This is a genomic window from Rhodoferax sp. (assembly GCF_028688795.1).
Lineage (GTDB): Bacteria > Pseudomonadota > Gammaproteobacteria > Burkholderiales > Burkholderiaceae_C > Rhodoferax.
The window spans coordinates 22,679-44,967 of record NZ_JAQTXM010000035.1 but is presented as its reverse complement, the minus strand read 5'-3'; the positions used below and the strand labels follow the sequence as shown (position 1 = coordinate 44,967).

22 protein-coding genes, 2 tRNA genes and 1 other RNA gene are annotated in these 22,289 nt (G+C 57.6%); 7 read left to right on the top strand and 18 right to left on the bottom strand.

The features are described 5' to 3' along the window. Positions 1–260: 260 nt before the first annotated feature. The 9 genes from PHQ58_RS19985 to PHQ58_RS19945 all read right to left on the bottom strand — a co-directional run bounded on the left by PHQ58_RS19985 (position 261) and on the right by PHQ58_RS19945 (position 8,373). Entirely contained in the window at positions 261–686 is a 426-nt protein-coding gene (locus PHQ58_RS19985) for a hypothetical protein (protein ID WP_300114758.1), read from the bottom strand. A 455-nt stretch (positions 687–1,141) separates the two neighbouring features. Then, positions 1,142–1,690, bottom strand: a complete 549-nt coding sequence (locus PHQ58_RS19980) for a hemerythrin domain-containing protein (RefSeq protein ID WP_300114755.1) — start codon at positions 1,688–1,690, stop codon at positions 1,142–1,144. A gap of 39 nt (positions 1,691–1,729) precedes the next feature. After that, the gene (locus PHQ58_RS19975; RefSeq protein WP_300114753.1) at positions 1,730–3,007 is read right to left on the bottom strand and encodes a TRAP transporter large permease; all 1,278 of its coding nucleotides are present in this window, start codon (positions 3,005–3,007) and stop codon (positions 1,730–1,732) included. After that, positions 3,004–3,501, bottom strand: a complete 498-nt coding sequence (locus PHQ58_RS19970) for a TRAP transporter small permease (RefSeq protein ID WP_300114750.1) — start codon at positions 3,499–3,501, stop codon at positions 3,004–3,006. The genes PHQ58_RS19975 and PHQ58_RS19970 overlap by 4 nt, the downstream gene beginning before the upstream one ends. Positions 3,502–3,649: 148 nt before the next feature. Next, positions 3,650–4,624, bottom strand: a complete 975-nt coding sequence (locus PHQ58_RS19965; protein WP_300114748.1) for a TRAP transporter substrate-binding protein — start codon at positions 4,622–4,624, stop codon at positions 3,650–3,652. Between the two features lie 72 nt (positions 4,625–4,696). Next, positions 4,697–5,335: a maleylacetoacetate isomerase gene (gene maiA, locus PHQ58_RS19960; protein WP_300114746.1), complete on the bottom strand. Its 639-nt coding sequence runs from the start codon at positions 5,333–5,335 to the stop codon at positions 4,697–4,699. Between the two features lie 14 nt (positions 5,336–5,349). Next, on the bottom strand, positions 5,350–6,051 hold the full coding sequence (locus tag PHQ58_RS19955; RefSeq protein ID WP_300114743.1) for a fumarylacetoacetate hydrolase family protein: 702 nt from the start codon (positions 6,049–6,051) through the stop codon (positions 5,350–5,352). Positions 6,052–6,081: 30 nt separating this feature from the next. Continuing rightward, entirely contained in the window at positions 6,082–7,137 is a 1,056-nt protein-coding gene (locus tag PHQ58_RS19950; protein WP_300114740.1) for a cupin domain-containing protein, read from the bottom strand. A 33-nt stretch (positions 7,138–7,170) separates the two neighbouring features. Next, positions 7,171–8,373, bottom strand: coding sequence for a 3-hydroxybenzoate 6-monooxygenase (locus tag PHQ58_RS19945; protein ID WP_300114737.1), 1,203 nt, complete (start codon positions 8,371–8,373; stop codon positions 7,171–7,173). 124 nt (positions 8,374–8,497) lie between these two features. Here PHQ58_RS19945 and PHQ58_RS19940 point away from each other — a divergent pair, with 124 nt between their 5' ends. From PHQ58_RS19940 to PHQ58_RS19930, 3 genes are all read left to right on the top strand, one after another. Then, positions 8,498–8,974: a MarR family winged helix-turn-helix transcriptional regulator gene (locus tag PHQ58_RS19940; RefSeq protein ID WP_300114734.1), complete on the top strand. Its 477-nt coding sequence runs from the start codon at positions 8,498–8,500 to the stop codon at positions 8,972–8,974. A 249-nt stretch (positions 8,975–9,223) separates the two neighbouring features. Then, complete coding sequence (locus PHQ58_RS19935) at positions 9,224–10,042, top strand: zinc-dependent peptidase (RefSeq protein ID WP_300114731.1); 819 nt, start codon at positions 9,224–9,226, stop codon at positions 10,040–10,042. Positions 10,043–10,156: 114 nt separating this feature from the next. Continuing rightward, on the top strand, positions 10,157–10,978 hold the full coding sequence (locus tag PHQ58_RS19930; RefSeq protein WP_300114728.1) for an RNA pseudouridine synthase: 822 nt from the start codon (positions 10,157–10,159) through the stop codon (positions 10,976–10,978). 5 nt (positions 10,979–10,983) lie between these two features. Here the strand turns inward: PHQ58_RS19930 and ddpX are convergent, their stop codons facing one another. Both ddpX and nhaR read right to left on the bottom strand, forming a co-directional pair. After that, positions 10,984–11,532 carry a D-alanyl-D-alanine dipeptidase gene (ddpX, locus tag PHQ58_RS19925; RefSeq protein ID WP_300114726.1) on the bottom strand — a complete coding sequence of 183 codons (549 nt, stop codon included), beginning with the start codon at positions 11,530–11,532 and terminating at the stop codon, positions 10,984–10,986. Positions 11,533–11,568: 36 nt separating this feature from the next. Continuing rightward, the gene (gene nhaR / locus PHQ58_RS19920) at positions 11,569–12,465 is read right to left on the bottom strand and encodes a transcriptional activator NhaR (RefSeq protein WP_300114723.1); all 897 of its coding nucleotides are present in this window, start codon (positions 12,463–12,465) and stop codon (positions 11,569–11,571) included. A gap of 138 nt (positions 12,466–12,603) precedes the next feature. Here nhaR and PHQ58_RS19915 point away from each other — a divergent pair, with 138 nt between their 5' ends. Then, on the top strand, positions 12,604–13,128 hold the full coding sequence (locus PHQ58_RS19915) for an Rrf2 family transcriptional regulator (protein ID WP_300114720.1): 525 nt from the start codon (positions 12,604–12,606) through the stop codon (positions 13,126–13,128). A 51-nt stretch (positions 13,129–13,179) separates the two neighbouring features. Here PHQ58_RS19915 and rnpB read toward each other — a convergent pair. The 4 genes from rnpB to hrcA all read right to left on the bottom strand — a co-directional run bounded on the left by rnpB (position 13,180) and on the right by hrcA (position 14,913). After that, positions 13,180–13,560, bottom strand: an RNA gene (rnpB, locus tag PHQ58_RS19910) — RNase P RNA component class A. Positions 13,561–13,701: 141 nt separating this feature from the next. Next, positions 13,702–13,778, bottom strand: a tRNA-Arg gene (locus tag PHQ58_RS19905). 28 nt (positions 13,779–13,806) lie between these two features. Next, positions 13,807–13,883: transfer RNA gene (locus PHQ58_RS19900), tRNA-Ile, on the bottom strand. 25 nt (positions 13,884–13,908) lie between these two features. Continuing rightward, the gene (gene hrcA, locus PHQ58_RS19895; RefSeq protein ID WP_300114717.1) at positions 13,909–14,913 is read right to left on the bottom strand and encodes a heat-inducible transcriptional repressor HrcA; all 1,005 of its coding nucleotides are present in this window, start codon (positions 14,911–14,913) and stop codon (positions 13,909–13,911) included. 28 nt (positions 14,914–14,941) lie between these two features. Between hrcA and PHQ58_RS19890 the strand changes: the two genes are divergently transcribed. Genes PHQ58_RS19890 through rapZ form a run of 3 tightly spaced genes read left to right on the top strand, consistent with a single transcriptional unit; the run spans position 14,942 to position 18,391 of the window. Beyond that, positions 14,942–15,844, top strand: a complete 903-nt coding sequence (locus PHQ58_RS19890) for an NAD kinase (protein WP_300114714.1) — start codon at positions 14,942–14,944, stop codon at positions 15,842–15,844. Further along, positions 15,841–17,493, top strand: a complete 1,653-nt coding sequence (gene recN / locus PHQ58_RS19885) for a DNA repair protein RecN (RefSeq protein ID WP_300114711.1) — start codon at positions 15,841–15,843, stop codon at positions 17,491–17,493. The genes PHQ58_RS19890 and recN overlap by 4 nt, the downstream gene beginning before the upstream one ends. Position 17,494: 1 nt before the next feature. Then, a complete protein-coding gene (gene rapZ / locus PHQ58_RS19880) occupies positions 17,495–18,391 on the top strand; it encodes an RNase adapter RapZ (RefSeq protein WP_300114708.1) in 897 nt (298 codons plus the stop codon). On the opposite strand, the gene mutY is transcribed toward rapZ, so the two are convergent. From mutY to mutM, 3 genes are all read right to left on the bottom strand, one after another. Next, positions 18,388–19,428 (bottom strand): A/G-specific adenine glycosylase, encoded by a 1,041-nt coding sequence (mutY, locus tag PHQ58_RS19875; protein WP_300114706.1) that lies wholly within the window; start codon positions 19,426–19,428, stop codon positions 18,388–18,390. The two genes, rapZ and mutY, sit on opposite strands and share 4 nt — an antisense overlap. A gap of 4 nt (positions 19,429–19,432) precedes the next feature. Further along, positions 19,433–21,394: a dynamin family protein gene (locus PHQ58_RS19870; RefSeq protein ID WP_300114702.1), complete on the bottom strand. Its 1,962-nt coding sequence runs from the start codon at positions 21,392–21,394 to the stop codon at positions 19,433–19,435. A gap of 67 nt (positions 21,395–21,461) precedes the next feature. Next, on the bottom strand, positions 21,462–22,277 hold the full coding sequence (gene mutM / locus PHQ58_RS19865) for a bifunctional DNA-formamidopyrimidine glycosylase/DNA-(apurinic or apyrimidinic site) lyase (protein ID WP_300114699.1): 816 nt from the start codon (positions 22,275–22,277) through the stop codon (positions 21,462–21,464). Positions 22,278–22,289 lie beyond the last annotated feature (12 nt).

Sequence of the window (22,289 nt, the reverse complement as noted above, 5' to 3'; positions counted from 1 at the left end):
TGTAGAGAAAGAAACCTTGCATTGGTATGAATTTGCCAATGACAGGCAACTCACTTCAAACGGCAATTGCCCATAACTGGGAACTGTGCATAACAGCCTCTATGTACATCTCTGCATAAAGACCCATTGCGGTCATCCAAGTTTCCAGACAGCAGACATTCAAACTACCAGATCTGATACCTTAACGTTGGAGGCAACCGGACCTCAACCATTGCGGCGAAGCCGCCTCCTGCAGTTGTAGTTCCGTATTGGCCGACCAGTTATGACTCATTGCTCTTCCCATATGGACCAACTTTCCGTCCAAGTACTGAGCCGACGAGCGCGAACGGTATGTAAATGACAAAAACAATGAAGGCGCCGGTCAGGGAAGCTTGCGGCGTGACCCAGTCCAGTGCCATTCCCATTTGGCCGGCCGCCCAGTGTATGACGGCACCCATCAGTGCCAGAAGGCCCACAAGAACAACCGTCCACATGAGGTGGGTTCGATAAACAATAAAGCCTACGGTGAACCCGTACAGCACCGACGCAGGGAACATCCAATAATTCTGCGCGAAGATGCTCCATTCAGATCTTCCCGGTATTGGCCCGGTCGTCTTCGACGCGTACCAAAAGCAAAGCAACGCGGCGTGCAATACGGCGACGCTCGCCAGTACATAGATCGTTCGCTTAGTGAGAACGCTGCGCATTGAGTCTTTACGATAGATGTATCCCGCAGTTTCGCGGGATAACAAGGCAACCAGTCAGATGACACTGAGGAAGAATTCCAATAATCCCTTTGAAAATCATGTGCTTACGTCTGACGGCTGGTTGAATGTACAGGTATATTGGAAACGACAAAGTCGCCGGGAAGCTTAGCGTATTTTTGATACGTTCTGTGCAAATTGGAAGCCAAGTCTGTATGGCCGCAAACGCTGCAAAAGAGCCATTGACGCCTGGACCCGAAACCCACAATTTTTCGATGGCCGACTTGGTGAAGCACCAGAGTGCAACCCAATGTCGACTCAAGCCGCAAAAGAGGCCAATGCCTGCACTCCGACTACTATCATATGAATAGCTAGTTGCGCTTATTTTAAAAGGCCTGTAGGCTAATTTCATACATAAATTTCCCAAGCACTGCAAGATGGCATGCGCTTGCGCCCGCTCAGATGTAAGTCGAATTGACGCGTGTGGGCGCGTGCCGCATGTGCAGCGACAGGCCCAGGGCAGCCATATGGTGTGAATTGCGCCCAAGGATGGTTTGCGACAGCGGCAAAAATGCCTGTTCCTCAAACTCGGCGTGGGCGCGGTACTGGCTAATCAGACGCCCGATGTCTGCCGCGCTGATGTCACTTTGCTGGCCTTTGGCAACTTTTTTCAGCTGTGACTCCAGCCGTTTCCACATGCCTTCCAGTTCACGGTGTTCATCCGTGAGGCGTTTGGCCATGGACTTGACGTGTGCATACTCTTCGCCCTCGTTGGCGCTGGCCAAAACAGCGGGAAACAGCTCGCGCTCTTCGTCCAGGTGGTGCTCAAAAATGGCTTCGCGGAAAAATTCAAGCGCCTTTTCCGCAATATCGCGCGCGCGGGCAGCGGGCTCCAGCAACGCAGGCAACTCACCCAGCATGTCGAGTTTTTTCAGGATGCCGGCGTGGCAATGCGAGAAGTCCTGGATCGGCTCATTGGGTGCCGCAGGGGTGGATGGATTGGCCATGTGGAGTCCCTTCAATGCGAAAAAATAAGTCAGGCCAGGCTACTTGGCGGTCATCAGCGCAGGCAGCCAGGTCGACAGCGCCGGCACGGCGGCAATCAGCACAAGCACCAGCAGCACTGCCGCTAGAAACGGCAGGGTGGCCTTAAACAGCGGCCCCATGCGGATGTCTGCCTGCACCATGGCGATGTACAGTCCCGGGCCCACCGGCGGCGTCACCAGACCAATCACCGTAGCCAAGGTGCACACCACACCAAAGTGAATGGGGTCGATACCCAATGTGACCACCACCGGCATCAGCAACGGCACGGTGACGATCAGCACGCTGATGCTTTCCAGGAACATGCCCAGAATGATCATCATCAAAATCACCAGCAACAAAAAGACAAACGGCGAATCCGTCAGGCCCTGCATGTAGGCCACCACCAGATCGGGCACGCCCTGAAAGGCCAGCACCCAACTCAGCACCGACGCAGCCGCAATCAACCCGGTGATGGTGGCGGTGTTGGTGGCCACGTCCAGAAAGATCTTGCTCAGGTCACGCAGCTTGATTTCGCGGTACACAAAACCCAGCGCCAGCGAGATGATGGCCGCCACCGCACCGGACTCGGTTGGGGTCATCACACCCAGCATGATGCCGGCAATCACCACCAGCGGGATCACGGCGGGCACCAGGCCTTCGAGCAACACCTTGATGGAGGCGGAGCGGCCGCTGCGGGTGCCCGCAGGTAAACCGGGGCCGAAAAAGTTGTGCGCAAAAATCACCAGCGCCAGCGCCACCACAATCAGAATGCCCGGCAATATGCCGGCAATGAACAGCGGCGCAATCGGCTGCACCGCCACCACGCCATAGATGATCATCAGCATCGACGGTGGAATGATGGGCCCCAGCAGGCCAGACGTGACCGTGACCGCACCGGAGAATGCGCGGTTGTAGCCCATGCGCTCCATGGCCGGAATCATCACCTTGCTCATCACACCAATCTGCGCCACAGCCGAGCCCAGAATCGACGCCGCCATGGCGTTGGTGAACAGGTTGGCATAGGCCAGCCCACCCCTCATGCTGCCCACCAGCACCTCGGCCACGGCGATCAGGCGCTGGGTCAAACCGGCCTTGTTCATGATTTCACCGACCAGCAGAAACAGCGGAATGGCCAGCAGGCTGTTGATTTCCAGCGCACCAAAAAACTGGATCGGGATTGAGTCGTACAGTACCGACAAATCGTTGGTGAGCATGAAGGCAAGCGCGCCCGCCAGAATGGCGCCGACAATCGGCAGGCCCGCAAACAACAGGCCAAAAAAGACAATCAGGGTGATCATTTGGACGCTCCCGTCAAGGCGCGCAGGTCACGCAAGATAGCGGCCAGTTGGTGCCAGGCCATGCATGCAAACGCCAGCGGCAGGGCCGAGAAGTTGTACCAGCGTGGCAGTTGTGTCGTGGCGCCGCGCTCCAGCCGGACGTCGGCACGGTTAACCCACTCCCACCCCAGCCAGGCAATGAAGACCAACAGCGCAAGCATCACCAGGCCCAGCACGGCCAGCAGGGCATGGCGGGCGCGTGGCGGCAAAGCCCGGGGCAAAAAGTCAATGGTGACCAGTTGCACTTGCTGGATGAGTAAAGAAAGACCGAACAGGGTCACAAAAACCAGCAACTGCACCGCAACCTCTTCGGCCCAGAAGATGGGTGCGCTGAAAAAATAGCGCATCACCACCTGCGTCATCATGATGCCGGCGATGCCGGCGGTGAGCGCAATGACCATTGCGCGCTCCAGCACGGCCAGGCGGCGGTCGATCAGTTGAATGGTCTGGAACATTGCCAGGGGCTCCTGTAGAAGGGATGTCGTCTCTGGCTGTCATCCCGGACCCGATCAGGTATCCATGGATGGCGGGCAGTGACCCGCAATGACAGCCGTTATTTCTTGCTGCGGCGTGGCATTGCGGCCACGCCAGTTGAAGCCGGAATCAAAGATCCTTGGCTTGCTTGTAGAAGTCAGCAATCAGCGGGTTTTTAGCGGTGTACTTGTCACGCACCTGTCCGCCAACAGCCTGGAAGGACTTGATGTCAAAGGGGATGACCTTGGCGCCGTCGGCCGTGGCTTTTTTCAGGTTGTTCACATCAGCATCAATGGCGGTCTGGTAGCCCCATTTTTCGGCATCCGTCACCACTTTGGTGACCATGGCGCGGTCCGCATCACTGCGGGTTGCCCACCATTTTTTCGACACCACAATCACTGCCGGAAAAGCCATGTGGTTGGTCAATGTCAGGTTGGGGGCTTGCTGGTGAAACTTCAGGCCGACGAGGGCATCCAGGTCCACATCGACCGCATCAAGCAGCTTTGTGGTCAGGGATGGCGCCACTTCTGACAAGGGCATGGCGGTGGGTGCGGCACCGTTGGCAATCCACCAGTCGTTGTAGATCGGGCTGGGGAATGAGCGGATTTTTTTGTTGGTCAGGTCTTTGGCACTGGTCACCGGTTGCAGCGACAGCACATGGCGCATGCCGGCAAAGGTGTAGCCCAGGCCAACGAGGCCGTGCTGGTCCAGGCGTTTGAGCATTTCCTTGGCAGCAGGCGTACCCGCCGCGCGAGATGCGTGCGCCACATCTTTGAACACATAGGGCAAGGACCAGCCCAGCAAGGATTCTTCGCGGTTGGACAGGCCACCCACGGTGAAGATGCCGAACTGTTGTGCACCTGCTTGCATCAGGTTGATCATCTGGGCTTCGGTACCGAGCTTTTGCAGGGGGCTGACCGCAATTTTCATCTTGCCGCCGGAGGCAATGTCCAGGTCAGCGGCGATTTTTTCCGACACCTGATGCCAGACGTGGGTGGGTGGCACGATATGGCCAAGCTTCAAGGCCTGGGCGCTGGCACCAAATGCGGTGCTGGCAAGCGTGGCAGCAAGCGCCAGAACGCGAAAGGATTTCAATGATTTCATGACAGTCTCCGATAGTTTTTTAGGCTTGTGGCAAGTTGCCATTCACCCTTGGTTTAAGAACTTTTTTTGCTTTCAGGCGGCGTCAGGCTGCACGGCGGGTGCAGCTTGTTTGAACGCATCCAGTTCTGCACAGGCACGGTCCACCGCGGTGATGAGCGGCCACCGGCTGACATCGACCTTAAAGCGGCGAGCACTTTCCACTTGCGGAATCAGGTAGACATCGGCCACCGTGGGGGTGTCGCCAAAGCTGTAGCTGCCACGCTTTGTGTCCGCGGCCAACAAGGCTTCATAGGCGTCAAAACCCGCCGTGATCCAGGTGGCACACCAGGTGTTGACCGCGGCCTCGTCTGCGCCCAGGGATTTGCGCAGGTACTCAAGAATGCGGCGGTTGTTGATGGGATGAATGTCACAGCCCACCAGCGCGGCCAGCGCCCGCACATGGGCGCGGTCATCTACACCGCTGGGCAGTAGCGCCGGGCTCGGGTGGGTTTCTTCCAGCCACTCGATGATGGCGGGGGACTGAATCAGCACCTTGCCATCAACCTCCAGCGCGGGCACCAACATTTGCGGGTTGACGGCCTTGAACTCGTCTTTGAGGTGCTGTTCGGTACGCAAATCAACCGGCACGTACTGCGTTTGCAGCCCTTTGAGGTTGAGCGCAATGCGCAGCCGGTGCGAGGTGCCGCTGCGAAAGAAGTTGTAGAGCTTCATGCTGGAGCGGGTGTTTATTCGGCGGAGCCAACCGTCAGGCTGACCTCTGACACGCCTTCAACACGGCCGGAGATCTTGTCGCCTGCCAGCACCGCGCCCACGCCTTCTGGCGTGCCGGTGTAAATCAGGTCACCAGGTTGCAGGTGGTAGAACAAGGACAAGTCGGCGATGATTTCGCGCACGTTCCAGATCAGCTTGTCGACGTTGGATTTCTGTTTGGTGACGCCATTGACCTCCAGCGCGATCTCGCCTTGGTCGATCACCACACCCGGCATGGGCACAATTTCAGAGCAGACCGAAGACTGCTCCACATCTTTGCCCAAATCCCAGGGGCGGCCCTTGTCACGGGCGACAAGTTGCAGGTCGCGCCGTGTCATGTCCAGGCCTGCGCCATAGCCAAAAATAATGTCGTGGGCATCTTCGGCCTTGACCCGGAAACCGGGTTTGCCGATGGCGACCACCATTTCCATCTCGAAATGGTAGTTGCTCGTCTCCGGCGGGTAGGCCACGGTTGCACCACTTTCAGTCAGTGTCTGCGGTGCCTTGGTGAAGTAAAACGGCCGCTCGACTGTTTTGTCGACCGGGCGGCCCATTTCGACGGCATGCGCATGGTAATTGCGCCCGACAAAAAACAGGCGGTTGATGGGCAGGCGCTCGGTCATGCCGCGTACCGGCAGGGATTGAACGGCGGGTGGGGTCCAGAGGTATTGGGTCATAGGGTCTTCCTTTAAGTGGTGGGCAGGCGCTTAGCCACGGTTCTCAAACACACCCAGCTTGCGGTGCAACGGCGATTCATCGGCGATAAAAACGAACGATGGCTTGTCAGCCGACAGGTTGGACAGCGTCACCCGCTCGTAGCCTGGCGCGCAACAGGTGTCGGCTTCTGCCAAGGTGAAGGTGCTGTCGACAATTTGGGCCCGGACGCTGCCTTCGATCAGGTGAAAGACTTGCGCTGGAGAGCGGGCGGGCAAGGTCAGCACCTGACCAGGTCGCAGCATCAACGCGTAGAACCCCAGGATGTTTTCCGCGTCCAAGCCGTTCTCAGGCTGGGCATAGGTGACTTGCACGGCTTCCACGTTCGAGTCGTCGTCTGCCAGTTCCAACAGGGCGGCGCGGGCTTGCGCCCAGGGGTAGCGCAGCATCGGGTAGGCCTTGGTTGCACGCTCAAACATTGGACTGGGGCGCAGACCGCCACGCGCATAGGCCTTGTGGCCTTGGCCTGGCAGCACGGTCTGATTCGGAACTTCCTCGTGGTACGAGGCTTCCATGTAATAAACCAGCGGCAGGTCCAATACATCAAGCCAGACCACGGGTTTGTCACCATCGTGTCCATGTTCGTGCCACAGCCCGGTTGGCGTCAGGATCAGGTCGCCGCGGCTCATCGGGCATTTTTCACCGTTCACGATGGTCCAGGCACCGTCACCCTCAACCACCATACGCACCGCGTTTGGCGTGTGTTTGTGGGCTGGGGCGCGTTCACCCGGCAACAGCAATTGCATCCCCAGATACATGGCGGCGCTGGCCTGCATCTTTTCCAGGCCATGGCCCGGGTTGGCCAGCACGAGCACACGACGTTCGGCTTTTTCAATCGGGGTCAGTTCACCGGCTTTTATCAGCAGCGGCCGGATAGTGTCATACGCCCAGCAAGTCGGCTGGGTTTTGCGGGCAGGGATTCCGGGTGGTAACACGGCCCGCAGACTGGGCCACAGCGGGACCAGATTTTTGCTGGTCAACTCATCGCGGTAGTCCTGTGGCAGGTCTTCCAGACGGCCCAGGGTGTCAAAACGATCTTGCGGTTGCATGAGATTTCCTTCAGTCGTGGTTGGTGAAAGTGGTCAAGCTTTGGCCAGGCAATTGGTCACGTTCCAGCCGTAGAGCCATTCCATTGCGTCGTAAAACCGCTCAGCCGAACGACCTCTCCACAAATCGTTGCGCACCAGCCGCTCCACCCCTTCAGCGTGGTACAGGCGACCCATTTCTCGCCCCGACAACACGATGCGGGCGGTGCGGGCCACACGTGAGCGTTGGTACAAGTCAAGGGCCTTGGGCCAGTCGTTGTGGTTCACGCGCAGCGCTTCACCCAGCGTCACCGCATCTTCCAGTGCCATACACGCACCTTGCGCCATGTACTGCGTGGTGGGGTGTGCGGCATCGCCCAGGAGGGTGGCGCGGCCAAATGCCCAGGTGGCGATGGGTTCGCGGTCGGCGGTGGCCCAGCGTTTCCAGCTCTTGGGCAGGTCGATCAGCTGGCGCGCTTTGGGGCAGATGTCCTTGAAATAGCTTTGCACTTCTTCCTTGCTGCCGTCGGTCACGCCCCACTCTTCGGTCTTGCGGCTATGGAAGGTGACCACCACGTTGTACTGTTCCCCGCCACGCAGCGGGTAGTGCACCAGGTGGCATTTGGGGCCGACCCAGATGCTGGCGGCGTTCCATTGCAGGTTTTCCGGAAAGTCTTTTTTGTCGATCACCGCACGGTACACCACATGACCAGTCACCCGGGGCGGGTCGTTGACGTATTGCTTGCGCACCACCGATTTGCCGCCATCGGCACCAATCAGTGCCACGCCCTTCCAGGCCTTGCCGTTTTGGTCAAACACGGTCACGCTGGTGTCGTCTTGCTCGACGCGCTCAATGCGTGTGTTGGTGTGGAAATCCACCTTGCCGGTGTCCGTTGCCCCTTCAAGCAGCGTGGTGTGGATGTCCACCCGATGGATCACCGCGTAAGGGTTGCCAAAACGTTTGCGAAAGGCCTCGTCGGTCGGAATCTTGCCTACCTGGTATTCGTCCAGCGCATCGTGCATCACCATGTAGTCGGTGAACACCGAGCGGCTACGCGCCTTGTCGCCCACACCCAGGGCGTCAAAGGCATGAAAAGCGTTGGGGCCGAGCTGGATGCCGGCACCGATTTCGCCGATTTCTGGCGCTTGCTCCAGCACCGTCACCCGAAAACCCTGGCGTACCAGAGCCAGGGCGGCCGCCAGGCCACCGATACCACCGCCCGCTACCAAGACGGGCAGATTTGATTGTTTGTCGCTCATCGTTTGAACTCCTGGATTGGTCTTTTCCGTTAATTATCAGTACACTGACGATAAGTATACTGATGCTTTGATTTTCCAAACCTAGGAGAAACCCTTAGATGAGGTGCTCCCTAAAATCAATTGAATGAACACCCCTGCCTTGAAAAACGTGCGTCTTGAGTTGCAACCTGGTCACGCCATTCGCCGGCTACACCAGATTTCTGTGGCTTTTTTTTCCCAGGAGACCCAGGGCTTGGGCATCACCCCGGTGCAATACGCCATTCTGCAAATGGTTCATAACCACCCGGGCTTTGACCAGCGCACCCTGGCGCGCAACATTGCGCTTGACACCTCAACCACGGCAGGCGTGGTGGACCGGCTGGAAGCCCGCGGACTGATGGCGCGCAGCGCATCGCCCGACGATCGCCGGGTTCGGCTACTAACACTCACCCCTGAAGGGGAACAGCTGCTGGCCGACGCCATTGGACCCATGGAACGCGCGCAAGAACTCATCCTGGCCCCGCTGACAAGCCCGCAACGTGATGAATTCATGCAGCTGCTGTCTTTGCTGGTCACCGACAACAGCATCCAAAACCCTGCTGCAACCGACACCAGCGCATAGTCTGCAAGTGCGAATTTGCCGGCTGCGCAGCCTGTGCATGGTAAGCATCCCCCCGCCTGACAGGTGCTTGCATCGGCCTTAATTTGCTATGTATAAAATAGCTACTTACGCATATAAAACAAGGGATACAGGCCGATTTATCATAAATTTTTAATACAGATGAACAAAGTGACATGGTCCCGGCGCACTTGAAAAATGGGGGTGATGGGGCCATCTGCCAACTTGTTGAAACCCATTCGGAAGCGATTCATGCCAGTTTTCATCGTTGCCTGTCTGGGCCTGCTGCTGGTGCTGTGGCTTTTGGGCGCGCCTTGGCTGACCGAGCGCAAACGCGCCAAACTGCGCGCCCAACCGTTTCCAGCCACCTGGCGCGTCATCTTGAAGCGGCGTGTGCCTTATGTGCGCCACTTACCGGCCGACCTGCAACTGCAACTCAAACAACACATGCAGGTGTTTCTGGCGGAAAAAGCTTTCATCGGCTGCAACGGCCTGCACATCACCGATGACATACGGGTCACGATTGCCGCCCACGCCTGCCTGCTGATCCTCAATCGCCCCAGCAACTATTACCCTAACCTGCGCCAAATCCTGGTCTACCCCGACAGTTTTGTGGTGGAGCGCGACCAGATTGACCCCGTCGGGCTGACGCACCGCGCACGTCAGGTGTTGTCAGGTGAGTCGTGGTCAGACGGCCAGGTCATCCTGTCGTGGCAAGACACCCTGGCCGGTGCCGCCGTGGTGGACGACGGGCAAAACGTGGCCATTCATGAATTTGCCCACCAACTGGATCAGGAAACGGGTAGCGCCAACGGTGCGCCAATGCTGGCCCGGCGCGCGCATTACAAGCGCTGGTCAAAGGTATTGGGAGCCGAATTTGCTGCACTGCAGGCGCGCGCTGCGCGTGGCGAAGCGTCGTTGCTGAACGACTACGGCGCCACCGACCCTGGCGAATTTTTCGCCGTGATCTCAGAGGTCTTTTTTGAGCAGCCCGCCCCCATGGCCGAGGCACACCCAAGCCTTTACCGTGAACTTTGCCAGTTTTACCAGTTGGACCCGCTGAGTTGGTAGCAACAAATCAGCGCTGCAGCCAACCAGATGCGTGAACCACGCGTGGCACCCCCCGCTGTTTGAGCCCGCCGCAGCGTTGCATCGCCACGGTGGCAGTGGTTACCATTGCCGGCAATGATCAAACCTCAAAAATTCACCCCGCCCGGGAAACCTCCCGCCAAACCTCCAGCTAGAACGCCAGAGCCAAGCGGCGAGCGTCTGTCCAAACACGTGGCGCACCTTATGCACTGCTCACGCCGCGAGGCCGAGCAATACATTGAGGGTGGCTGGGTCAGTGTCAACGGCAAAATCGTTGAAGAACCGATGGCGCGTGTGCTCGACCAGACCGTGGTGGTCGACCCACACGCCAGCCTGATGGCGCTCACCGACGTCACGCTGCTGTTGCACAAACCTGCTGGGTTTGAGGCCATGGCGGCACCGGGTGAGGCGGGCAAACGGGTCAAACCCGCACACCAGTTGCTGCTGCCCGCCAACCACTGGACGCAAGACCCATCAGGCATGCGCCTGCTGAAACACCACTTTGCCAAACTCACCGCCTGCGTGCCGCTGGAAGTGGCCGCCACTGGACTGGTGGTGTTCACGCAAGACTGGCGCGTGCTGCGCAAGCTGACCGAAGACGCTTCGGTGATGGAACACGAGCTGGTGGTGGAAGTGGCCGGTGAAGTGCCGCCCGAGGTGTTGCAGCGCCTGAACGCAGGCCTGACCACCGATGGCCACCCACTGCCACCGGTGAAGGTCAGCATCAACAGCACGTCAGACACATCAACCCGCTTGCGCGTGGCACTCAAAGGCACGCACCCGGGGCTGATGGCCTACCTGTGCGAGCGCGTTGGGCTGCAAATCAAAAGCCTGAAACGCCAGCGGGTTGGCCGTGTGGCCTTGTCCAATCTGCCCGAGGGTCAGTGGCGCTATCTGCAGGACGGAGAGCGGTTTTAGGCCGTTCAATCCATCAAGCAACTTCCCTCGGCGCCGTCGCTGAGCAACGGGTAACGGGTCGCGTCGGGCAAGTTGTAGTGCCACCACTCGCAGGGGTGATGGGTCCAGCCCGCCAAGGTCATCAACCCCAGCAACAAGCAACGGTGCTGCTGCGCCGCCGGGGCGATGTCAGTTGCCCCATGAAACGACTGCACGGTCATCTCGTCAAAGTCCGTGCCCATATCCAGCGCGTTTCCTGAAGCATCAACCAGCGTCAGGTCAACCGCCACACCTCGGGTGTGGATGGAGCCCAAGTGCGGGTCGGCGACAAATCTGGGGTCTGGCACCGCTGCCCACAAGCGCCATTGAGCGGCAGTTGGCCGGTACGCATCCAGCACACGCACGCGCAGGCCTTGCGCAGCAGACAATTCAGCAACCCGCACCAAGGCGGCCAAGGCATCCTGGTGCAAATAAGCCACAGCGTGGTCGTATATGGTTTTGCCGGTGAAATTGTCTGGCGTGGCATAGCGCAGGTCAATGTCAATGGCGGCGTGGGAAATTTCTCGCAGAGGCATAGGATGTGATTATCCGGGTGCGGCCAGCCAGCCAGATCACACGCTGAACAGCTGTCCGCGAGCCGCATCGGTGATAGCCAACACGCATGGGTGCGTGATGCGCCGTTCAACCGACACCGCAAAAAACTCTTCAACCAATTCAGACGTGCGGCCAATCACCGTCACACCAAATTGGCTACAGGTTTCCTCCTCAAGCACGCTAGAGGTCATGAAGACGCCCTGGCCTTCGCGGCCAAAAGCCTTCATCAGCGCGGCATCATCAAACTCACCCACCACCACAGGTGCAATTCGGTACTGGGCAAACCAACCCTCCAACTGCCGCCGCACGGACACTGCAGCCCCAGGCACCAGCATCGGCACACCATCAAGGCAAGCCGGAAAACTGCCCTTGATGAGCGATGCCACGGCAGGCGCGGCAAAAAAACTCATGGCAGTGCGCCCCAGCGGGTGGCTAAAAGCTTTCACACTCACGCGCTTGGGCATGGGCTCGTCAGCGATCACCAAATCCAGCCGATGCAGGGCCAGTTGCGCCAGCAAGTCGTCGAACTTACCTTCGCTGGCCAACAATTTAACCGGTTGATCAAGCAAAAACGCCGGCTCCAGCAAGCGATATGCCACCGATTTGGAGACCGAGTCAGCCACCCCCACCCGAAAATCCAACCTGCGTTGGGCGCCGCGAGTCTGCCGCAGCGCGGTTTCCAGGTCTTGCCCCAAGCTGAAGATCTGATCGGCATAACCCAGCGCCAGCCGGCCGTGCTCGGTAAGCTCCAATTGCCGACCCTTTTTTTGAAACAGCTTGCGCCCCAACCAATCTTCCAGCAACTTGATCTGGCCCGAGAGCGTTTGGGGCGTGGTGTGCAGTTGCTCACCCGCGCGCATGATGCCGCCCGCTTTTGCAGTGACCCAAAAATAGTAAAGATGCTTGAAATTCATGCGGATCACCTCATTTATATGACCTATTATTCATTTTTTACGAAGTGAATTAGTCAATATTTCGAATTTACGCGAAGTGATTTGAACTTTATAGTTTGGACTGTGTCTGACTTACCGACATTGACAGGAGTAATAAATATGCGTTTAAGTACAAAAGGTCGTTTTGCCGTCACCGCGATGATTGATGTGGCGTTGCGTGAAAAGCTGGGCCCCGTGCCGCTGTCCGACATTGCTGTACGTCAGCAAATTTCGCTGTCTTACCTTGAGCAGATGTTCAGCAAGTTGCGCCAACAAGGTTTGGTGAGTAGTACGCGTGGGCCAGGTGGTGGTTACACGCTGGGCCATCGCACTGATGCCATCACTGTGGCAGACATCATCACTGCCGTGGAAGATGCGCCGCCAAAGACCAAGGTCCAGGAAACGGCGTCAGCGCAGGACATGGCGCAAGACTTGTGGGATTCCATGAACGCCAAAGTGCTGGATTTCATGCAGTCAGTAACCTTGCGCTCATTGGTGCTAGAGCAGTTGGCCAAGGGCGTGAAGATTGAACAAAAGCCTGCGCCAAATCGTGGCGTGTTCAAAAAGCCAGGGCACCAGCCGATGCGCACCAACGCGCCCAATTCGGTGTTTGCGCTGGGCCAGACACTGCTGGCACGCGGTTAAACGGTGAATCCTTGACGCCCGCCTGCCATGGCGGTGGCGCGAAGTAAAAAAGTGTGAAGCCCACCGATAAGCCGGATTTTGTGCACACCAGCACATCTTGCGATGTGCCAGCATGTGACTGCCATTAATCTGGGCCACTGATCACTCAGTGGCTCGGTGCTACCTACCCGCACACTCCGGGGGCCCCGTCAACGTGTGCCTACTTGGTATTGCTGCGCGTAGAGATTGCCCGTTTCACCCGAACTAAATCGGCTCGTCTCTGTTGCTCTGATCCTCACCTTATACCCAGCTCTTTCAAGCCAGGCTTTCAGTGGACAGCCGTTAGCTGCTACGCTGCCCTATGCAGTCCGGACGTTCCTCCAGTGCGGTGTTTCCACCCGACGCTTGCGCGTCGTCCTTGCGGCTTGCACCAGCGACAGTCTGGCGGGCTTCACACGTGCATTATCGGGGGTTCGAGCCGGCTTAAGGTCTAAGCCTTGTAGACAATTAATCAATTGGTAGAAATCGCCATTTGATCAACAAAAGACAAAGAAAAAGCCTGCAACTCTTTTGAAGTTGCAGGCTTTACTTTTTTGGTGCGGCTGGCAGGAATTGAACCCACGACCCCTTGGTTCGTAGCCAAGTACTCTATCCAACTGAGCTACAGCCGCGAAGCTATGAATTATAGCCTAAATAAAATGGTGGGCCGTCACAGACTTGAACTGTGGACCAAAGGATTATGAGTCCTCTGCTCTAACCAACTGAGCTAACGGCCCGAACCAGCATTGGATTGTAAGGGAGCTACTTGTGATGGCTCAGCGCGTTACTGACCAATTTGGAAGTGATATCCACGATCTGGATCATGCGGTCATAGGGCATGCGGGTGGGGCCGACCACACCCAACGTGCCAACCACCTGACCATCCACTTCATAAGGCGCACAAACGATCGACAAGTCTTCAAATGGAACCACCTGACTTTCCCCACCTATAAATATGCGAACACCCTCAGCTTGACCCGTCACATCAAGCAGACGCATCAATTGCGCTTTCTGCTCAAAAAGGTCAAAGGCCCGTCGAAGATGTCCCATGTCGTTGGAGAAGTCGCTCACAGAGAGCAAGTTTCGCTCACCTGAAATCACGACTTCGTCCTTGGTTTCAGACAGCACTTCTGAATTAGCCGCCACGGCGGCATTCATCAAGCTGGCGATTTCAGCGCGCAATGAGTCCACCTCATTCTTCAAGCGCTCGCGCACCTGCTCGATAGCCAGCCCCACGTAGTTGGCGTTCAGGTAATTGGCAGCTTCTACCAAATGCGCTTGGGAAAAGTCGACTTCGGTAAAGATAACCCGGTTTTGTACATCACCCTCAGGCGAAACGATGATGACCAATAAACGGCGCTCTGAAAGACGCAAGAACTCGATGTGACGAAACACCGAGGTCCGCCGAGGTGCAATCACGATACCTACAAACTGCGACAGGCTCGACAACAAATTGGCAGCATTTGAGATGACTTTTTGCGGCTGATCGGGCGCCAGGCTGTGGGCACCCAAATGTCCCCGTTGCACCGTCAACATGGTGTCAACAAACAACCGGTATCCGCGCGCTGTAGGAATACGTCCAGCAGAGGTGTGTGGGCTTGCAATGAGCCCCAACTCTTCCAGGTCGGACATGACATTGCGGATGGTGGCCGGCGACAACTCCAGCCCAGACGCGCGTGACAAGGTGCGAGAACCCACGGGTTGCCCGTCGGCAATATAACGCTCAACCAGCGCTTTTAACAATAACTTGGCACGGTCATCCAACATCGTTTCATTTTAGTGATGTAATTTGAAAATGAAGTCTAAATTCCATCACGTGGCATTGATCGGTAAATACCAGGCCATGGCTTCGGGCGCATCTGGCACAAGTTCGCGCAGCGCGCTGGAAGCCATCCTGGATTTTCTGGACGAACAGGGCTGCGAGGTGGTCATAGAACACGACACCGCCCGCAACATGGATTTGGCAGGTTACCCACTGCTCAGCTTGGCGGAAATCGGTGCGCAATGCGATTTGGGGCTGGTCGTGGGTGGTGACGGCACCATGCTAGGTATTGGCCGCCAGTTGGCTCCTTTCGGCGTCCCCCTGATCGGGATCAACCAGGGGCGACTGGGCTTCATCACCGATATTCCCTATGGCAGTTTTAAAGAAAGCCTTCGCCAGATGCTGCGCGGCGAATATGTGGAAGATCAACGTAGCCTGATTAATGCTCGGGTCATTCGTGATGGTCATTGCGTGTACAAGGCCATGGCCATGAACGATGTGGTGGTCAACCGCGGTGCAACCTCTGGCATGGTGGAATTGCGGGTGGAGGTCGACGGGCGTTTTGTGGCAAACCAACGTGCCGATGGCCTGATCATTGCCACGCCTACGGGCTCCACGGCCTACGCTCTGTCGTCAGGCGGCCCACTGCTACACCCATCAATTCCTGGCTGGGTGATGGTGCCGATTGCGCCACACACTTTATCAAATCGGCCTATAGTCCTTGCAAACACGTCACATATAGCTATTGAATTAGTAGCAGGACGAGATGCCAGCGCCAGTTTTGACCAACAGTCACTGGCCTCCCTGATGCATGGTGACCGCATCGAGGTGGTGCGCTCAGACCACCATGTGCGGTTTTTGCACCCCAAAGGCTGGTCTTACTTTGACACCTTGCGAGAAAAATTACACTGGAACGAAGGGGTGACCGCACCGTGAGCCTCAAACGCATTGTCCTGCGCGACTTTGTCATCGTCAGCGAGTTAGACCTGGATTTGGCAGAAAGCTTCACCGTGCTGACGGGTGAGACCGGCGCCGGCAAGTCCATTTTGATTGACGCGCTGCAACTTGTTACCGGCGGACGCGCCGACGTGAACGTGATCCGCGAGGGATGCGCCCGCACCGATGTCAGTGCCGAGTTCGACGTCACACCTGATATCAAACATTGGCTGGCGGACGCAGGTTTCGACCAAGACACCTCCCTGCTTCTGCGCCGCACCGTCGACAGTCAGGGAAAAAGCCGTGCCTGGATCAACGCCAGCCCTGCCACGGCCACCCAATTGCGTGCCATAGGTGAGCAATTGCTGGACATTCATGGCCAACACGCCTGGCAGAGCCTGACCCGGGCAGACGCCATACGCGCCTTGCTCGATGCCTACGCGCAGGTGTCGCCAGCCGCCACCGCCGCGGCCTGGCAACAGTGGCGCGCAGCACAAGACAAGCTGACCCAGGCGCGCGCATCACAGTCCACTCGGCTGAGTGAGCGTGAGCGCCTGACCTGGCAAATTGGCGAACTGGAGAAGCTGGCGCCGGGCACTGACGAGTGGCACACCCTGAACGCTGAGCACAGCAAGTTATCAAATGCGCAAGGTCTGCTTGACGCTGCGCAACTGGCCCTGCAAAGGCTTGAGGAAGACGATGACAGCGCCAGAAGCCGGGTCGGTACTGGCTTGGAAACACTGCAAAAACAAGAGCATATAGAGCCTATCTTTCAAGGTCTAGCACAGGTTTTAGCATCAAGCTTGGCGCAACTGGACGATGTGGTGCACTCGTTGCGCGCCTACCTGCATAAGACTGAGCTTGACCCGCAACGTTTAACCGAACTTGATGACCGCATGGGCCTCTGGATGTCCCTGGCCAGGCGCTACAAGCGCAATCCTCAAGACTTGCCAGAGTTGCTCCACAGTTGGCAAGACGAACTCGCCCAGCTTGATGCAGCGGCAGATCTGCAAGCCCTTGAACAAGCGCAAGAGGCGGCTTTGCAGAGCTACAAAAACCAGGCCCAATTGCTGACACAGGCCCGCCAAAAGCACGCACCAACACTCGGCAAAACCATCACCGCGGCCATGCAAGGCTTGGGCATGCAAGGTGGCCAGTTTGAGGTTAATTTGCAGACTTGCGAACAGCCCATGCAAAGCGGCATGGAGGACGTCAGCTTTCTGGTGGCCGGGCACGCTGGTAGCACACCACGCCCGATCAACAAAGTGGCCTCGGGCGGTGAACTGTCACGCATCGCGTTGGCCATTGCGGTCACCACCAGCCAGCTTGGTAGCGCACAAACATTGATTTTCGATGAGGTGGACGCCGGCGTTGGCGGGGCCGTGGCAGAGACAGTCGGCCGCCTGATGCGCCAGCTTGGCGCTGATCGCCAGGTGCTGGCCGTCACCCATCTGCCGCAAGTAGCAGCCTGTGCCGACCACCATCTAGTGGTACGCAAGCAGATGCAAGGTGCTCACACCGTAAGCCAGGTGACACCTGTCGCGGGTGAAGAGCGCGTGCTGGAGTTGGCGCGCATGCTGGGCGGCGAACGCTTGTTAAACAGCACATTGGCCCACGCGCGCGACATGCTTCAAACCCAGAACCCATAACATGACCAAAAAATCAGACACATTGCACCTGGTCTTGCTGACAGGCATGTCGGGCTCGGGCAAATCGGTGGCGTTGCATGCGCTGGAAGACCTGGGCTTTTACTGCGTCGACAACCTGCCACCTGAGTTGCTCACCTCGTTGGTCACACTGGAGCGAAGCGGTTTTACCAACCAGTTGGCCATTGCCATGGACGTGCGCAGCGCCGGTTCGCTGCCACAGGTACCCAAGCAACTGCAAGCGCTGAAAGCCCAAGGCATCCAGGTCGACTCCATTTTTCTGGATGCCACCACGGGCACCCTGATCCGCCGCTTTTCCGAAACGCGCAGGCGACATCCGCTGTCGCAAATCGCCCAGGACCGCACCCAACAAGACCAACGGCGCGCCTTGGCAGAAGCCATTGAGCTGGAACGTGACCTGCTTAGTGAGCTGCGCGCCGAGGCCCATGTGATTGACACCAGCATCATTAGGCCGACGCAGTTGCAGAGCTATATCAAAGCCATGATTGCCGCACCCGGCAATCAGCTGACCTTGGTGTTTGAGTCCTTTGCCTTCAAGCGCGGTATTCCTAGCGATGCCGACTACGTGTTTGATGTGCGGATGCTGCCCAATCCCCACTATGAACCAGGCTTGAAGGACCTCACAGGGCGCGACGCCGCTGTCATCGAGTTTTTACAGCAAGAGCCCGAAGTGGCCCGCATGCTCAGGCAAATTCATGATTTCTTGGATGGCTGGCTGGAGGCGCTTGCACTAAATCATCGCAGCTATGTCACCGTGGCAATTGGCTGCACCGGTGGTCAGCACCGGTCCGTTTACTTGGTAGAACAACTGGCCGCCCTCTTCCAACGCAAGTGGGACACCCTCAAAAGGCACCGCGAAATGGATGCCCGACAGGCCTAGCGAAGCAACTTGCTGATGGGTGCCGGCAAGCCCAAACGTTGCCACTGCAAAGGCTCAAACCAATCCCCTGAGGCCTCCGGGCGACTCGAACGCGGCATCACCACCTGCACCGGGTGAAGGTAAAGGTCCTTGTGGGTCAGCACGTGTTTGAAGGCCGGTATATCAACCAAGCCCGCACAACCATCCTTGGCTACGGCCGCCTGCAACGCCTGATAACTGTCAAACAACGCAAAGCAATACAGGCCGGCCCAGACACCCGGCGTGGGTCGTTGACTAAGCCAGAGCGCACCATCTTCGGACCGCGCCCACAACAACCACAGCGATTGCGCGCTGCGCTTGAGCTTGCGAGATTTCACCGGAAACGCCAGCGGATTGCCATTTGCGTAAGCCACACAACGTGCTTGCACCGGACAACTTGGGCAGTCAGGATTTTTGGTGGTGCACAGCGTGGCTCCCAAATCCATCATGCCCTGGGTGTAGCGTGGCATGTTGCGCCCCAATTCTTCGTCGGGCAGCAAGCGCGTGGCCTCTTGCCACAAGACCCTCTCATTTTTGGCTTGCGCCAGGTCAGCATCAAAACCCAGGTAACGGGTCAGCACGCGTTTGACATTGCCATCCAGAATTGCCACCCGCTCACTGAAACACAGCGAGGCCACTGCTGCTGCCGTGGACGGCCCGATGCCGGGCAACCCTTGCAATTGCTGGGCTGTGGCCGGAAAAAATCCCGCATGATGAGACATGACTTCTTGCGCACAGCGGTGCATGTTCCGGGCGCGGCTGTAGTACCCCAGACCGCTCCACAGACTCAGCACATCATCCAATGAGGCATTCGCCAGTGCTCCCACATCAGGAAAACGGGACAAAAAACGAGCAAAATAATCCAACACGGTGACCACTTGGGTCTGCTGCAGCATGATTTCAGACAGCCAAACCCGATACGGGTCACGGGTGTTTTGCCAGGGTAAATCGTGCCGACCATGGCGCACCTGCCAGGCGACCACAGCCTGCGCCAAAAACTGATCAGATCCGACTGTCAAACGGTCAACCTGCCGTGCCATTCATGGCAACACCGAACCGCTCGGGCGCTGTCATCAGAATCAAATAGTCGGTCAATTCAGCCAACTTGCGCTCAGCCTGATCAAGGTCTGCGCTGCGCCCGCTAATTTCTGCAATGCGCTCATCCAAGCCACCTGAGGCTTGCTCAATGCGATCAATCGCCTCCAGGCGACGCACAAAATTCTTGCGGCGCTCACGAAGTTGCGCATCCAATTGCGCAGCAGCAGACTTGCTCCAGGCCTCGATGTCGGTCAGAGCCATCTCATGCACCGTGCGCAAACGTGTCGACAAGGCCCGGACCAGCCGATCAGTGAACGCGGGCTGAGCCAAGCGAAAGGCATTACCCAGCCCCAGATACTGCACATGGCTGCGCTCGATCAGTTGCATGTCATGCAAATAGGCATCCACCTGAGGTTCGTCTGGCACCTGCAGGGAAAAGCCGTAATCGGTGTTCAACTGCAAAAAAGTGGCCAACAACATGGCGTGAATTTCAAGCCCCTTCGTGTGAACCTGATGCATGTTGGTTCGCAAGCGCTCAAAGGTGTCGCCATAGGCGCGCTTGATGCCTAACTTAAAGCCTTTTTGCTGCAGCGCAGCGGTCAGTTGCGCCATTTCCCGCTTGAGGTTGCTCGGGCCTAACAACGCAAATATCTCACGCAGCAATTTCAGGTGAACCGAGCGTACTGCGTGAATCTTGACGCCTCCCGCATCAAATTCAGCCTGCTCCTGCGCAATGCGCGAGCGCATGTTTTTGATCACCGGGGTGTTTTTTCCGCGCAAGCCCTTGAGTTCCATGGACTGCTCAAGCAAGTCACCCCGACGCATGTGCACCACGCGTGAGGTCTCGTTGCGCAATTCATTGATGCCACGCGCCACCGCTGCAGCCAGAATTTTTTGCCGTCGCCCCATGATGTTTTGACTGAGCGCATCTTCCAGAGCACCCAAACAGCTGCGCTGCAACAAGGCTGCGTCGTTGTTAACTTTGGCCAGCAGGCCTTTTTGCGCCGACACAGCCACCACCTGTTGCTCGGGCACGCCCAAAATACTGGCTGTGGTCTGCTTCTGCCCTTCAATCTGCAATTGCACCTGTAGCGGGCTATCCAGCGCGTCCCAAAGGGTGTCAATCTTGTTGAGTACTACCACTCGGGTTGAGGTGTCGCGGTCATCCTGCACCAAGTGCTCACGCCAGATCGACAGGTCAGACTGGGTGACACCTGTATCAGCCGCCAAAATAAACACAATTGCTTGGGCTTGAGGGATCAAACTCACCGTCAGCTCAGGTTCTGCACCAATTGCGTTCAGCCCGGGTGTGTCGAGAATCACCAAGCCTTGCTTGAGCAACGGGTGTGCAATATTGATCAAGGCGTGGCGCCACTTGGGCACTTCAATCAAGCCCTGCGCGTCCATCAGGACCGCAGACTGGTCGGCATTTTCTTGCCAAAACCCAAGCGCCTTGGCATCTTCGAGTGTGACGCGACGGGTTTCGGCCACTTTGGCAAAGGCCTCGGCAAGTTGCTTGGGGTTGGCCACGTCAAGGTCGGTGCGCTCCCATTTCTCAGGCGCCATGCGCCACTCCATCAAGCTCTGCGGCTGCAAACGTGACTCAATAGGCAACAAACGCAGACACGGCGGCACATCAGGGTCGTATCCCATCTCAGTCGGGCACATGGTGGTGCGCCCGGCGCTGGCCGGCATGATGCGTCGGCCATAGTCGGCAAAAAAGATGGCGTTGATCAACTCCGACTTGCCGCGCGAGAACTCGGCCACAAAAGCCACCATGACCTTGTCAACGCGCACCTGGGCTTCGAGTCGATGCAAGCGGTCTTCCACCGATGCGTCAAGCAAGTCCTGGTCTTTCAGCCACTGCGCGAGCAGTTTCAGGCGCAAGGCAAACTCACGTCGCCAAACACCATGCTGGTCAAATTTCTCGTTGAATGAACTTCCCAATGTGCCTCCGGGCTTACGGTTTGGTTTCAATATAGCACTGCTGCGGGAAACGCTTGGCGAAAGCGGATCAGCGTTTTTGACAACTGGGGCAGTAAAAAGTGGACCTCTGCCCCTGCCTGATCATTTTGATGGTGCTACCGCAGGCTTTGCACGGCAGCTCGGCCCGGCCATAGACCATGGCCTCCAGCTGAAAGTAGCCAGTCTGCCCGTCCGCGCTTGAAAAATCACGCAGGGTGCTGCCCCCTTTTTCAACCGCACGCGCCAACACATCGCGAATGGCGACCTGCAAGCGCGCCACCCGGGGCTTACTCAAGTCGGCAGCACTGATGGTGGGACGGATGCCAGCCAAAAACAAGGCTTCAGAGGCATAAATATTCCCTACCCCCACCACCACGTCGCCCGCCAGCAGCACCTGCTTGATGGCCGCCTTGCGCTGACCCAGCCCAGCCTGAAACTGACGCAAGTCAAACGCATCGGACAGCGGCTCCATGCCCAGACGCCCCAAAAGCTTGTGTGCCTGAGGGTCGGTCAAATTGTCCACATACACCACGGCACCAAAGCGCCTGGGGTCATTGAGCCGCAGGGTGCCCAGTGTGGTCACCAACTCAAAATGGTCATAAACACCGGACGGTGGCAGTTCCTGGGCAAATCGCAAGCTGCCCGACATGCCAAGGTGCACCAACAGCCAGCCCTGGCTCATTTCAATGAGCAAATATTTACCGCGCCGCTGCACCGATCGCACCTGTCGCCCCACCAACTGCGCCACATCGCAGCCCAGCGGCCAACGCAGTGGTTTCCCCAGGCGAGCGGCCAGCACACCAGCCCCCTGGATGTCTTTCGCAAAACTCAAGCGAGTGACTTCAACTTCGGGTAATTCAGGCATGAAAAATCTTTA